The following is a 12,781-nucleotide window of genomic DNA, read 5'->3' as shown; positions in this document are numbered from 1 at the left end:
TGTCAGCCGCGCGTGGCGCGCAGCATCGCCGCAGCCAGGGCACGGTCGTCGAGGCGTACCACGGTGTCGGTGCTGTAGACCTCGACGACGGTCGCGTTCCGGTCGGGCAGGTGGGCCACCACCCGTGACGAGTCGCCGCCGGCGGTCCGCAGGCGCGCGGCCAGGTCGGCGTCGACAGTGGTGAGGTGGCGGCCACCGGCGTAGACGTCGACGCGACCCGCGGCCGGGTCGAGCAGCTGGACGACGACATCGGGCCCGTCGTCAGGCCCACCGGCGGCCGGTGCGCCCTGTCCGGCAGGCTGCGGTTGCGGTGCGGCGAACGCGGCGCCGACGGCGCCGACCAGAGCCATCGCCGCGCCTGTGCCGACCGAGACCTTCAGCACGGTGCGCCGGGACACGGGCGGTTCGGCGCGGTCTTCGTGCAGACGAACATCACGCAAGGAGATCTCCTCTTCCGACAGCGGCCGACGGCCGCAGAAATCCATGAGGCAGCCGACGGGGCAGGCGAGCCGGTGGGGGTGCCGGAGGAAGCGCCCCCACCGTTCCCGCCCGTCCCGTGATCGGGACGCTCGGACAGTCATTCGGCCGACCTGTGCGGCTCGGATGGGCGATGTCACCCGATAGATGGAGAAATGACGGCGCTCGCCATCCCGGCTGCCGTCTGATCCGAATCGCCGCACTGGCCGCAGCCTGCCGCCACTTCGCGGCGCTCGACCAGCCTGCCCGCAGTGACGTGGGCCGGGCTCGTGTTAGCTTGGCTCATGCGCCGGACCGGTTTCGTCGACGCGGTCGACGGTCTCGGCCAGCACGACCACATCTGCTGGGTCTTCCACACCCTGGAGCAGTTTCGGCAGGCGGCCGGCCGGTTCCTCACCGACGGCGTCGCCGCGGGCCAGCAGGTGATCTACCTGGCCGAAGGCGCGTCCGCCACCGAACTCGACCACGTGGCGGGCTTCGCGGCCGCCCGGATGAGCGGTGCCGCGCTCGTGCAGGACCTGGGCATCTATGAGCCCCTGCGTCCCGTCGACGCCGCAGCGCAGGTCGCGGAGTACGAACGGGCCACCGACCAGGCCCTGGCCGCAGGTTTCACGGGTCTTCGGGTGGCCGCGCAGGTGACGCCGCTGGCGCGCACCCCCGCCCAGCTGGACGCTTTCACCCGCTACGAGCACCACGCCGACGCTCTCATGATCCGTCGGCCGTTCTCCGCGATGTGCGGCTACCACGCGGGTGAACTCAGCGCCGCGGCCGTGGCAGAGCTGGCCAGCATGCATCCCCTGGCCACCCCGGGATCCACCCCGCTGCGCATGTTTCCCTCCGCGCAGCCCGAGGTGACCGCCGTCCTGGCCGGCGAGGTCGACCTGGCCGGCCGTCGGCTGCTGCACGACGTCCTGCGGCGCGTCGACCTGACCCCCGTGGACGGCGCGGTCACCATCGACGCCCGGGACCTGACGTTCCTCGATCACCGGGGCCTGTTCCAGCTGGTCGACCAGGTGCGCGCCCGAGGCGCCACCACGGTGCTGCACGTCGCGGAACGCAGCCCGGTGCGCCTGGTCGCCGAGCTGTTGGCGCTGCCCGACGTGCGGCTGGTGATGTCATGAGGTCGGGTGCGGCCGCAGGGCAGGCCGGCATCGTCCACGACACCGCCTTCTACGACTCCGACGAGCAGTTCCTCGACGTCGTCCTGCCGTTCCTGCAGGAGGGCGTCGCCGCCGGGGAGCCGACCGTGTCGGTGTTCGGCGAGCCGAAGCTCCGGCTGCTGCGCGACGCGCTCGGGCCCGCCAGCAGCGTCCTGCTGATCGACGGCCAGGGCCACTACCTGCGCCCGGCGGTGGCGATCCAGCGGCACCGGCAGATGATGGCCGGTTACGTCGCCGACGGCGCGACCCAGATCCGCGTCGCCGGGGACGTGCCCCATCCCGGTGTGGGCGTGGCGTGGGAGTGGTGGGCACGCTACGAGGCGGCCGCCAACCGGGTCTACGACGACTTCCCGATGTACGCGCTGTGCCCCTATGACACCCGCACCGCACCGCCGGAGGTCCTCGACCACGCCCGGCGGACCCACACCCACGTGGTGACCCCCTCGGGACGCGAGCCCAGCTCCGCGTTCCAGGACCCGCACGAGTTCCTGGCCAGCGCGCTCACTCCCGTCGCGGAGCCGCTGCAGGCGCGACCGGCGCTGGTCGACGTGATCGATCCTTCACCGGGACGTTCCCGGCAGGCCGTCGCGGCGCTGCAGGCGGTGGCGGGACTGGCCGCTGACGACCTCAACGGGTTGCTGGTCAGCACCAGCGAGGTGGTCACCAACGCGCTGGTGTACGGCCGCGGCCCACTGCGGCTGCAGGCCTGGGCGGACCGGGGCCGGATCATCGTCACGGTCACCGACCGTGGACCCGGCCCGGCTGATCTCACCGTCGGGCTGATGCCCGGCGCCGGGCCCGGCGGCTACGGCCTGTGGCTGGCGCATCAGACGTGTTCGTACGTGTCGATGTGGCGCGGCCCCGAAGGGTTCACCGTCCGGCTGGTGGCCGACTCGCCGGGTGCCTGACCGGGCACCTGACGCGGTTCGGCCCGCGGCGAGGTCGCCGCGGGCCGAGAAGTCGATCGGTGGTCAGACCGCCGAGCGGCCCCGCACACCGGCGATCAGCGCGACGCCCAGCGCGGCCAGGCCGATCTGGAAGACGAGCTCGATCCAGTCGATGCCGTCGGTGACGGCCACACCCACCGCCTGGGCGATGGCGGTGCCGATCAGCGCCGCGACGATGCCGACGAGGATGGTCAGCCAGATGGGCAGGCTCTGGCGTCCGGGAACGACCAGGCGTCCCAGCGCACCGATGACCAGACCCACGATGATGGCCGAGATGATGCCGGCGACGGTCATGTCCGTTCTCCTTCACGCTCAGGAATTCTTCACCGACCGACTGCCCCACGAAGGGCGGCGATAAACGAACCCGTTCTCACCTCTGGGCACGCGGCAGGTCAGCGACCATCACCGACCGGGTCGGCAGGACCGCCGAGGCACCACGGTGTCTTGGTATAGTCGCCGCGCGCACCTGTGCGCGGTCGAGGTCGAGAGGCGCTGCGACGGACTGACAGCCCCACGGGCTGCGGCCTGCCACGCTCGGCCACGGCTTCTCCCCAAGGGCGCCTCCGCATGCGGAGGTGCCCTTTCTGCTGTACGCCACGGGCTTTCGCCACGGGCGGCGTAGACCACCTTCGCTCGGGACCGACCATCGCACCGTTCCTGAGGGAGGAACCATGAACAAGAGACTGCAGCACCGCAACGGTCTCGACTTCGCCGTCGCGGACCTGTCGCTGGCGCGGGCCGGCCGTCACCAGATGCGGCTGGCCGAACACGAGATGCCCGGCCTGATGGCCGTCCGCCGGGAGTTCGCGGCCGCCCAGCCGCTGCGCGGCGCGCGCATCGCGGGTTCGCTGCACATGACGATCCAGACCGCGGTGCTCATCGAGACCCTGGTCGCGCTCGGCGCCGAGGTCCGCTGGGTGTCCTGCAACATCTTCTCGACGCAGGACGAGGCCGCCGCCGCGGCGGTCGTCGGCCCCACCGGCACGGTCGACCGGCCCGCCGGTGTCCCGGTCTTCGCGTGGAAGGGCGAGACGCTGGAGGACTACTGGTGGTGTACGACGCAGCTGTTCGACTTCGGTGACAGCCGGGGCCCGAACATGATCGTCGACGACGGAGGCGACGTCACCCAGCTCGTCCACCTGGGTGCCGAGTACGAGGCCGCAGGCGCGGTCCCCGCGCCTGCCGACGGCGACCACCCCGAGCACCGGCTGCTGCTGCAGACACTGCGAGCGGGCCTGGACGCCGACAGCAAGCGGTTCACGCGGATCGTGGCGCAGCTGCGCGGCGTCACCGAGGAGACCACCATCGGCGTCACGCGCCTGTACCGGCTGGCCCGCGAGGGACGGCTGCTGTTCCCGGCGATCAACGTCAACGACGCGGTGACCAAGTCCAAGTTCGACAACAAGTACGGCATCAGGCACTCCCTGGCCGACGGCCTCAACCGGGCCACCGACGTCATGATGGGCGGCAAGCTCGCCGTCGTCTGCGGCTACGGCGACGTGGGCAAGGGCGCGGTCGAGGCGCTGCGCGGCCAGGGCGCCCGCGTCGTCGTCACCGAGATCGACCCGATCTGCGCGCTGCAGGCGGCGATGGAGGGCCTGCAGGTGGTCCGGCTGGACGACGTCGTCGCCACGGGGGACATCTTCATCACCACGACCGGGGGCACCGACATCATCACGGCCGAGCAGATGGCCGGTATGAAGCACAACGCCATCGTCGGCAACGTCGGGCACTTCGACGACGAGATCGACATGGCGGGCCTGGGCCGCATCCCCGGCATCGTCCGGGTGGAGATCAAGCCGCAGGTCCACGAGTGGCGGTTCCCGGACGGCCACGCGGTCATCGTGCTGTCCGAGGGCCGCCTGTTCAACCTCGGCAACGCCACCGGCCACCCGAGCTTCGTGATGTCGACCTCGTTCACCAACCAGGTCATCGCGCAGATCGAGCTGTTCACCAGGCCCGAGGCGTACGACAGGCGCGTCCATGTGCTGCCCAAGCACCTCGACGAGAAGGTCGCCCGGCTGCACCTCGACGCGCTCGGGGTGCGGTTGACCACCCTGACCGACCGGCAGGCCGACTACCTCGGCATCGACGCCGAGGGGCCGTACAAACCAGACCACTACCGGTACTGACCGCCCGCATCGAGCCGGGCCGCGCGACGCGGCCCGGCTCGGCGTGTTCGGGCAGGCGTGCGCTCCCACCCGGCCGCTGAACCGGCGCGCAGGTTAGCGTGGGTGGCACACATTCTTTCGACGATCGGCAGCCCACGGCATGAGCCAGCTCGAGGACATCGCGAACCAGGACGGCTGGCGCTGCTGGGTGTGCGACGAACCGGTCGACGCGACCATCTCGGTGAACGACCCGCGCGGCCCCAGCGTCGACAGCCGGGCCACGAACGCACGGTCGGCGAAGAAGGGCGCCGCCGACTTCGCCGGTGGCGAGCGGCTGGCCCACCGGGGCTGCAACACCAAGAAGGGCGCGGTTACCGCGGTGATCCCGTGGCCGTCGGACCTGGTGCTGATGGATCCCGCCCCGCTGATCACGGTCGCCGAGCGGCTGGACCGCAAGGGCGGCCGGGAGGTCGTGGTCCGGTGCGCGGACCGTGCCGATGCCCAGCAGGTGGCGCACTGGCTGGTCGACCGGTTCTCCCGGCTCGCCCCGGCCCTGGCTGTCGACGCGAGCATCGACCCCGGCGGTGGCCAGTTCGTGGTCGCCCTGACCGCGGCCCGGCGGCGCTGACGACTACGCGGCCCGGCTCCTGCTGCGGCCGGTGAGCCGTGGCACCGGCCGCCCTCCCTCGGGACGTGGTCAGGCGGTGGCGGTGACGACGATGTTGTCGCGGTAGTGGCGGGTCGACTCGTCGAACGGTCCGCCGCAGGTGATCAGGGTGATCCGCGGTGCGCCGTCGCGGGCGAAGTAGCGCTCCAGCGGGATCCGGGTCTTGCGGAACTGTTCGACGCCGACGACCTGGAAGCCGTACCCGCGCCCGGCACCGTCGGTAAGGGTCAACCGGTCGCCCTTGGCCAGCGTACGCAGCGTGAAGAACGCTCCTCTCCCCTGCGCCGCGCTGTCGACGTGACCGGCGATGACGATGGAGCCCGCGCGCGCCTCCAGGCCGGGGCCGTGGCGGTACCAGCCCACCCGGTCGACGCTGGGCGGCACGGCGAAGTCGCCGGTTCGGGCGTCGATGCCGACGGCGTCGACCTTCGCGTCGAGCGACATGGCCGGGATGCGCAGCCGGACCGGGCGGATCACCGCCTGCGCCGTGGGCAGCCCGGCGCGCTGGACCGGGACCTGCGTCGGTGGCACGTCGGGGCTGGGCGTGGGGCTGGACAGCGCCTCGACCTCCGGCGACGTGCTGTCGGCTTCCCCTGCGCCGCAACCCGCCAGCAGCGCCGCGCCGCATGCGGCCAGGACAGCACGTCGGGACAGGTGGGAGCGGCGTGCCCCGCGAATCTCGCGGGGCACGCCGTGGTGGTGCAGGCTCATCGGCCGGTACGCCGGGTCGCCAGCCGGATCCCGCCGCCGAGGGCCAGCAGCAGCGCGGCGGCCCCGGCGACCAGCCACCAGGTGCTCACGCCGGAGTCGTCGGCCAGGCCGCCGTCGCCGCTGGGCACGCCGCCGGGCGCCGAGTGCAGACCGGTGATGACCTGCGCGACCACGCCCAGCGTCTTGCCCTCGGCCGAGCCGGTGGCGTAGACGATGGTGGCGGTGCCCTCGGCGAGGTTGAGGTCGGTCGCCGGGATGGCCACGGTGGTGGTGCCGGCGAGCACGACGTCGGCGCTGACGGTGCCCGCGCCGAGGTCGGCCTTGGCCTCGTCGGGGTTGGTCAGGTTCTTGAACACCGGCGTGCCGCCAGCGCGTACGTCGACCGCGGGCGCGGCGGCGGTGTGCCGTACGACCAGGCGGGCCTTGCCCGCGCCGACCTTGCTGACGTCGTTGACGAACGGCGTGATCTTCGGGGTGCCCGCGGCGTCGAGGTGCGCGACGATGCTGATGTTCGCCCCGCCCGGCACGGCGGCGCCGTCGACCGACAGGATCGCCTTGTCGATCGCCTCCCCCGGCTTGGTCAGGTCGATGTCGTACTTGCCCTCGGCCAGGTCGAGCGGACCGGCCACGTCACCGGGCTGGAAGTTCTTCAGGGTGACCTTGCCGTTGACGTACACGTCGACCGGCGTCGCCGGGATCCCGTGCACCACCGACACCTTGGACGTCGCGGCGTAGGCGGGTGTCGCGGTCGCCAGGCCGGCGGTGGCGGTGACCGCTGCCGTGGCGGCCCCTGCCGCCAGCACCCGGACGATGGTCGAACTGCGCATCACGTGTCCTCGATTCGTGTCTGCCTCTGACGGCGTCAACGCGCCGTCAGTGGGGGCTACGGCCGCCGTCCGGCCCCCGGATGCACCGGCGAGACATAGGTCACCGGCTGCGTCCACATAGCCCCTCGCGGTCGTATGGCCCAGCGAAGGCGTCTGGGCAGCGGGCAGCAGGAGGCGGTGTGAGTGCGGCGGTTAGAGTCTCAGCGAGCCCACGAAAGGCGACCCCTCTGGTGATGCGACAGCGCGAGCAGACCGACGACGTTGTCGTCGACGACCTCGCGGAGCGGTTCGCCAGCGGTGACGAGTCGGCGCTGCGCGAAACCTACGACCGTCATGCCGCGGCGGTGCTGCATCTGGCGTCACGGCTGCTGCGTAACCGCGCCGACGCCGAGGACATCACCCAGGCCGTGTTCGTGGCGGCGTGGCTGAGCCGGGCGACCTTCGACCCGGCCCGCGGTGGGCTGCTCGGCTGGCTGCTGACCATCACCCGCCGCAAAGTCATCGACCTGGTCCGGGTGCGCCAGCGCACCGACCGGGTCGAGGACGCGATAGCCCAGCAGCCTGAGCCGCCGCCGGTCGCATCCGCGGAACAGGTCATCGACCAGCTGGTGGTCGCCGACGAACTCGCCAGGCTGCCCGACGACCAGCGCACGATGCTCGAACTGGCCTTCTACGAGGACCTGACCCACCAGCAGATCGCCGACCGCACCGGCGTGGCCCTGGGCACGGTCAAAAGCCACATCCGACGCGGTATGGCCGCGATCAAACGGCGATGGGAGGTGGACGGTGCAGCACCTGACTCAGGATCAGCTCATTCAGCTGGCCTTTGACGAGCCGGACACCTCCGCCGCGACAGAGCACGTCGCCGGCTGCGAGCAGTGTCGCGGCGAGCTGCGCGACCTTCAGCAGTTGTCGATCGTGCTCGCCGCGTCGAGCCAGGTGCGCGACCTGCCCGCGCCGCCGCCACAGCTGTGGGACCGGATCGCGCAGCAGACCGGCGTTGCGGCACCGGCACCGGCACCGGCACCGGCACCGGTGCAGCCTGCCGCGCCCGTGGTCGCGCCGGTGGCGGCACGGTCGGCGAGCGCCCGCCCGCCCGGCAGGTCCGGTGCTTCCCGGCCGGGTGCACGCCGCGGGATGGCACGGTTGTCGGTGGCGGCCGCAGCCGTCGCCGTCGCCCTGGTGATCGGGGCGGTCGTGGGATCCTGGTGGACCCGCCCGGCCGTCGTGGCGCAGCCGACGGTGCTGGCGGCCGCGGATCTGGCGGCGTACGGCACCACCCCGAAGACCGCCACCGGGCAGGCCCACCTCGTGCAGGGGCACCGGCTGCGGTTGCACGTGGCCGGTCTGCCGACCATCGACGGCTACTACGAAGTGTGGCTGATCGACCCCGACACGATGCGCATGTTCTCCATCGGCACCCTGGGCAGCGCCGCCGACGGCGAGTTCACCCTCCCGGCCAACACCGACCTCGGCGCGTACCGGCTGGTCGACGTGTCGGCCGAACACTTCGACAACGACACCGCCCACTCCGGCGAAAGCCTGCTGCGCGGCCTGCTGGCCTAGCGGTCAGCTGGGCTCGACGTCGGAGAACAGGCCGGTGAAGGTGGCGTTCGCCCCGGCCAGGGCGCCGAAGACCTCGGCGGCGACGGGTGTGGCGACCGCGGCGGAAGCGTCGTCGTAGCTGTCGAAGTAGAGGTCCAGTGTCCGGTAGGCGGGGGTGGCGGTGCCGTCCTCCTTCGGCCACACCTTCGCCGACTCCAGTCGCTGGAGTTTCGGGAACGACTTCGCGGCCGCCTTCGCGTCCGCGTAGGCGCGCTCGAAGTCGTCAGGGCTGGCGGGATTGTCGAACATCAACGTGATCTTCGTAGGCACGACACTCTCCTTGCAGTTGCCCAGCAAGCCGCTTGGAGCCACGGCCTGCGCACGGCCGAAGGCCCTACCGCCAGGGTAGGGAACGGGGGTCCCGGCTGCGGAGGATACCGAAATCCGGCGGTCACCCCGCGTGGGCGGCGGAGCTTATCCCGCTCAGATCCCGGAGATAGCACTTACGAACACGCCCATAAAATCTAGGTTCGAGGTACTAGACATCCTCGGGAGCGGCGTCTAAAGTTCCTGGAGTCAGCAGATGAGACGAGTAAAGACGCAGACGTAGCCGCCCCTCCAGAGGGCGATGAAGCAGGACCGGGCACGAAGGGCCCGGGTGACAGGTGAGGCTGAAGCACTGTTCGGGGCTTCACCTGAAGGGCGCTCCGTCCGTACGTGTGCAGGGCCATGGAAGTCGCGTGGGGTCCTGACACCGGCGGAGCCGCAGTACGGCAAGGCACGTGGAAACTGAGGAAAGGGAGGGCTGCACACCGTTGGATCGCCCGCGTCGGCGTAGTTCAGCCGTTGCGGACACCGCAGGTCCCATCGAACGAAAGGTGGTCTCCGGTCACGCTTACGCGATCCTCGCACCCGGCCCCGTCGCAGACGGACGCCGCGGATACGACGAGCCGACAATGTCGGCAGATGGTGTCATAACCCACAACCCTTGGGCCCCGGTGCTGCTTCGGCACCGGGGCCCTCGACTTGGAAGGTGACAATGGGCCAACCCGACGACATGTTCGGCGACGAGCAGTACCCCGCCTACACGATGGGCCGGGCCGCGGAGATCATCGGCGCCACGCCGGATTTCCTGCGCAAACTAGACGAACTGAAACTGATCAACCCGCTGCGCTCCGCCGGCGGACACCGCCGCTACTCCCGCTACCAGCTGCGCCTGGCGGCCCGAGCCCGCGAGATGGTGGATCAGGGCACCGCACTGGAAGCCGCGTGCCGGATCATCATCCTCGAAGACCAGCTCGAAGAGGCCCTACGCCAGAACCAGCAGCACCCACCAGGCTGACCTGCCCCGACCGCGGCACTGTGCCGCTGGTCGCCCGTCGCGGTCCGCCCTCCACTGGCCCTGCGACCGACGCGCCGCCCCGGCCGGAGAAGGTATCCGGCCGGGGCGGTGCGTTTTCGGCGAACCCGGTTCTCAGCTCATCCGGATCGGCCGTCAGATGCGCCGCAGTGACCAGATCGCGACCTCTGTGCTAGGCCGCAGCGGCAGGCCGTCACTCTCTCGGGTGACAAGTCACGACACACAAACTCCCTGCTTCAAGGACAAACGACCTGCGTGACGATGCCCGGCATGATCAGCCCGGTACGCGGCCACCGCCCGGGTGACCGTCCGACCACGGGGATGACATGAAACTTCGCATCAAGAACGCGCTGCTGCTCGCCGCCGCCACGGCAGCCGTGCTCGCCGCGCCCGCCGCCGCTCAGGCCGAACCGACCGTGGCCGGTGGCGGCAAGGACCACGGTCCCGCCGCGGTCGGCCTCACCGCCGACCAGCGCCTGGTGGGCTTCCAGATCGACGGACCGCGCCGGCTGCGCCCGATCGGCGCCATCACGGGCCTGGTCGGCGACACCCGCATCGTCGGCATCGACTACCGCATCCAGGACCGCCTGCTCTACGGCGTGGGTGACCAGGGCGGCGTCTACACGTTCGCCGACGCCGTAGCCACCAAGGTCAGCCAGCTCACCGTCGCCCTGACCGGCACCGCGCACGGCGTCGACTTCAACCCCGCCGCCGACCGGCTGCGCGTGGTCGGCGACACCGGCCAGAACCTGCGCCACGACCTGGCCACCGACACCACCACCGCCGACACCGACCTCACCTACCCGCCGGCGGTCACCCCCGCCCTGGGCGTGACCGCTGCCGCGTACACCAACAACGACCTCGACCCCGCCACCGGCACCACCCTCTACGACCTCGACACCGCGCTGGACCAGACGGTCATCCAGTCGCCGGCCAACGCGGGCCTGCTCGCGCCCGTCGGCGCGCTGGGCGTCGACGCCGCCACCGAGGCCGGATTCGACATCTACTCCCCCGTCGCCGACGGCGTGGTCGTCGGCGCCCGCGGGTACGCCACCCTGTCGGTCGGCGGGACCTACCACCTGTACCGCGTCAACCTGTTCACGGGCGCAGCCCGCGACCTCGGCGCGTTCCGCGGCGGCGAGCAGGTCACCGACCTCGCCGTGAAGCTCGCCTGACCGGCCCGCCGACATGCCGCTCGGACGCGGTTTCACCGAGGCCCGTGGCGGGGATGACCGGCTCATGAATCAGCCGGATCTCGACCCTGAGCTGTACCCACCGATCGACCCGCGGGAGCCCGTCCCGGACGATCCCGGTGACCTGCTGCCGGACACGCCGGATGTGCTGCCCGACGCGCCGGTCGAGCCGATGCCGGGTGAGGAGGATCCCGGCGGTGATCCAGGGGGCGTACGCGAGCCCGCCTGATCGCCGGTCAGCCTCATGTGTTTCACCCACGGCCGGCGGCCCGACGCACACCGTCGGGCCGCCGGCTCGTCCAGCCACCGGCCGGACTGGTTTGACCGGCGGAACTTCGGGCGATCACCGCGGTATGAACGACACCGACCCGGCCGCCGGACCCGCCGGTGCGGCGAACCCGCCGCCGCGCGCTCGCCTGCGCCGCCGCTATCTGAGCCTCGGCCTCGGTGAACTGGCCGCCGCCGGTGTCTTCGTCTTCCTCTGCGCCGCCACGATCGGCCCGCGCCTGCCTGACGCCACCGACCGGCTGGCGCTGTGGTCGGCCGTCCTCCCGCTGGTCGCCATCCTGGTCCAGGCGGGCGTCTACTGGCTGCTCGCCCGCCGCTGGGTGGCTCGCTCCGCCATGCCCGAACCATTGGCAGTCCTGTACCGGGCGCTGCGGCTGCTGAACGTCGCGCTGCTGGCGGCTGGGCTGGCCGGTGTCGTCCACTGGTTTCCCGGCGGAGGGGTCGGCGCGGCTCTCGTCGTGGGGGCCTGGCTGTTCGGGGTCGTCGAATACCTCAACTACTTCGTCGTGCGCCTGGCCTACCCGCCGACCCGATGGCCGGCCGAGGTCGGCCGGTGGCGGGTGCCACGGCTGATGCTCGACGTCCGCCGCTGACCTGCCGGTGTCGGCGACCTCACCGGGCCGTCACGGACCGGCCGGGGTGGGGTCCGGGAAGTTGCGCTGGGGGCAGGTGACCGGCCGGGCCGGGTCGTAGCGGTGCAGGGCGAGTGCGATGCCACCGGCGGGCACGGTCGTCACCGGCGCGGTGTCGGAGACCACCAGCACGCCGTGCCAGCCGGTGTACCCCGCCCGGTAGAGCGTGCAGTTGCCGACGACCCGCATCCCCGGGACGCCGACGGACTGGGCGCGGGTGCGCAGGAACGTGGCCGGGTCGTAGGGATTGCTCGGCAGGAAGTAGAAGCCGGTGTCCGGGGTCGCGTTGACCCAGAACATGTCCCCGTAGTTCAGGTGCATGTCATAGACGTTGACCACGTCGCGGCTGTCGAGCCAGGCGAAGGCCAGATCCGGGTCGCCGGGGCCGCTCACCCCGTCGTTGGCGGGCACCGGCAGCACGATCTTCGCCGTGGCCTGCCGCCACTGCATGTACGGGCTGTATCCGGTGATCCGGGTCGCCTCGGCCCGATACGCGGCGACGCCCCGCAGGTGCGAGTTGACGGCGATGAACTCGGTCCTGCCCGCCGGATAGGTGCTCGACGCCAGCCACGCGCCCGTTGACTCCAGCAGGCTGGCGTTCCAGTTGTTCGGGGAGTAGACGGCCACCGCGGCCCAGGCCGGCCGGTCGGCGGCGAGCTCGTACACGGTGCTGGACTTGGGGCGCTGGACGGTGCCGTCGGGCAGCGGTGCCGCGTACGCCGGGGAAGGTGGCAGCGAGACCACGACGGCGCTGCACAGCACTGCGGCCAGCGCGAACCGTCGGGGGCGGGCGAGTCTGTCCATCATGTCTCCTGCCGCGTCGATCGATAGCTGACTCAGTGTGAGTCGGCGGCATCGTGTCG

General features: G+C 71.5%; 16 protein-coding genes. 10 read left to right on the top strand and 6 right to left on the bottom strand.

The window, feature by feature from the left end; all coding sequences use genetic code 11:
- Positions 1 to 2: 2 nt before the first annotated feature.
- Positions 3 to 440 carry a hypothetical protein gene (locus HAV40_RS09030; RefSeq protein WP_166380415.1) on the bottom strand — a complete coding sequence of 146 codons (438 nt, stop codon included), beginning with the start codon at positions 438 to 440 and terminating at the stop codon, positions 3 to 5.
- Positions 441 to 761: 321 nt separating this feature from the next.
- Here HAV40_RS09030 and HAV40_RS09025 point away from each other — a divergent pair, with 321 nt between their 5' ends.
- Together HAV40_RS09025 and HAV40_RS09020 are read left to right on the top strand one after the other, a co-directional pair.
- Positions 762 to 1,598 carry an MEDS domain-containing protein gene (locus tag HAV40_RS09025; RefSeq protein WP_166380414.1) on the top strand — a complete coding sequence of 279 codons (837 nt, stop codon included), beginning with the start codon at positions 762 to 764 and terminating at the stop codon, positions 1,596 to 1,598.
- Positions 1,595 to 2,545, top strand: a complete 951-nt coding sequence (locus HAV40_RS09020) for a sensor histidine kinase (RefSeq protein WP_166380413.1) — start codon at positions 1,595 to 1,597, stop codon at positions 2,543 to 2,545. The genes HAV40_RS09025 and HAV40_RS09020 overlap by 4 nt, the downstream gene beginning before the upstream one ends.
- 63 nt (positions 2,546 to 2,608) lie before the next feature.
- On the opposite strand, the gene HAV40_RS09015 is transcribed toward HAV40_RS09020, so the two are convergent.
- Entirely contained in the window at positions 2,609 to 2,878 is a 270-nt protein-coding gene (locus tag HAV40_RS09015; RefSeq protein ID WP_166380412.1) for a GlsB/YeaQ/YmgE family stress response membrane protein, read from the bottom strand.
- Positions 2,879 to 3,255: 377 nt separating this feature from the next.
- Here HAV40_RS09015 and ahcY point away from each other — a divergent pair, with 377 nt between their 5' ends.
- Together ahcY and HAV40_RS09005 are read left to right on the top strand one after the other, a co-directional pair.
- Positions 3,256 to 4,716, top strand: a complete 1,461-nt coding sequence (ahcY, locus tag HAV40_RS09010) for an adenosylhomocysteinase (protein ID WP_166380411.1) — start codon at positions 3,256 to 3,258, stop codon at positions 4,714 to 4,716.
- Between the two features lie 139 nt (positions 4,717 to 4,855).
- Positions 4,856 to 5,323 carry a hypothetical protein gene (locus HAV40_RS09005; protein WP_166380410.1) on the top strand — a complete coding sequence of 156 codons (468 nt, stop codon included), beginning with the start codon at positions 4,856 to 4,858 and terminating at the stop codon, positions 5,321 to 5,323.
- Between the two features lie 69 nt (positions 5,324 to 5,392).
- On the opposite strand, the gene HAV40_RS09000 is transcribed toward HAV40_RS09005, so the two are convergent.
- Complete coding sequence (locus HAV40_RS09000; RefSeq protein ID WP_166380409.1) at positions 5,393 to 6,073, bottom strand: class F sortase; 681 nt, start codon at positions 6,071 to 6,073, stop codon at positions 5,393 to 5,395.
- Positions 6,070 to 6,900, bottom strand: coding sequence for a DUF4397 domain-containing protein (locus HAV40_RS08995; RefSeq protein WP_166380408.1), 831 nt, complete (start codon positions 6,898 to 6,900; stop codon positions 6,070 to 6,072). The genes HAV40_RS09000 and HAV40_RS08995 overlap by 4 nt, the downstream gene beginning before the upstream one ends.
- A 233-nt stretch (positions 6,901 to 7,133) precedes the next feature.
- Here HAV40_RS08995 and HAV40_RS08990 point away from each other — a divergent pair, with 233 nt between their 5' ends.
- Both HAV40_RS08990 and HAV40_RS08985 read left to right on the top strand, forming a co-directional pair.
- Positions 7,134 to 7,730: an RNA polymerase sigma factor gene (locus tag HAV40_RS08990; protein WP_166380751.1), complete on the top strand. Its 597-nt coding sequence runs from the start codon at positions 7,134 to 7,136 to the stop codon at positions 7,728 to 7,730.
- The gene (locus HAV40_RS08985) at positions 7,687 to 8,466 is read left to right on the top strand and encodes an anti-sigma factor (protein ID WP_166380407.1); all 780 of its coding nucleotides are present in this window, start codon (positions 7,687 to 7,689) and stop codon (positions 8,464 to 8,466) included. Before HAV40_RS08990 ends, HAV40_RS08985 begins: the two co-directional genes overlap by 44 nt.
- 3 nt (positions 8,467 to 8,469) lie before the next feature.
- Here the strand turns inward: HAV40_RS08985 and HAV40_RS08980 are convergent, their stop codons facing one another.
- Complete coding sequence (locus HAV40_RS08980; protein ID WP_166380406.1) at positions 8,470 to 8,775, bottom strand: EthD family reductase; 306 nt, start codon at positions 8,773 to 8,775, stop codon at positions 8,470 to 8,472.
- Positions 8,776 to 9,484: 709 nt separating this feature from the next.
- Between HAV40_RS08980 and HAV40_RS08975 the strand changes: the two genes are divergently transcribed.
- The 4 genes from HAV40_RS08975 (at position 9,485) to HAV40_RS08960 (ending at position 11,879) form a co-directional block, all read left to right on the top strand.
- Positions 9,485 to 9,787, top strand: coding sequence for a MerR family transcriptional regulator (locus HAV40_RS08975; RefSeq protein WP_166380405.1), 303 nt, complete (start codon positions 9,485 to 9,487; stop codon positions 9,785 to 9,787).
- Positions 9,788 to 10,131: 344 nt separating this feature from the next.
- Complete coding sequence (locus tag HAV40_RS08970) at positions 10,132 to 10,980, top strand: DUF4394 domain-containing protein (protein ID WP_166380404.1); 849 nt, start codon at positions 10,132 to 10,134, stop codon at positions 10,978 to 10,980.
- Between the two features lie 64 nt (positions 10,981 to 11,044).
- Positions 11,045 to 11,227: a hypothetical protein gene (locus tag HAV40_RS08965; protein ID WP_166380403.1), complete on the top strand. Its 183-nt coding sequence runs from the start codon at positions 11,045 to 11,047 to the stop codon at positions 11,225 to 11,227.
- A gap of 124 nt (positions 11,228 to 11,351) precedes the next feature.
- Positions 11,352 to 11,879, top strand: coding sequence for a hypothetical protein (locus tag HAV40_RS08960; RefSeq protein WP_203670882.1), 528 nt, complete (start codon positions 11,352 to 11,354; stop codon positions 11,877 to 11,879).
- A gap of 30 nt (positions 11,880 to 11,909) precedes the next feature.
- Here HAV40_RS08960 and HAV40_RS08955 read toward each other — a convergent pair whose 3' ends face one another.
- Positions 11,910 to 12,722 carry a hypothetical protein gene (locus tag HAV40_RS08955; protein ID WP_166380402.1) on the bottom strand — a complete coding sequence of 271 codons (813 nt, stop codon included), beginning with the start codon at positions 12,720 to 12,722 and terminating at the stop codon, positions 11,910 to 11,912.
- Positions 12,723 to 12,781 lie beyond the last annotated feature (59 nt).

This window comes from Catellatospora methionotrophica, from assembly GCF_011297335.1.
In the GTDB taxonomy this organism is placed as follows: Bacteria; Actinomycetota; Actinomycetes; order Mycobacteriales; family Micromonosporaceae; genus Catellatospora; species Catellatospora methionotrophica.
The sequence above is the reverse complement of the archived record's forward strand: the minus strand, read 5'-3'. Positions and strand labels throughout refer to the sequence as shown.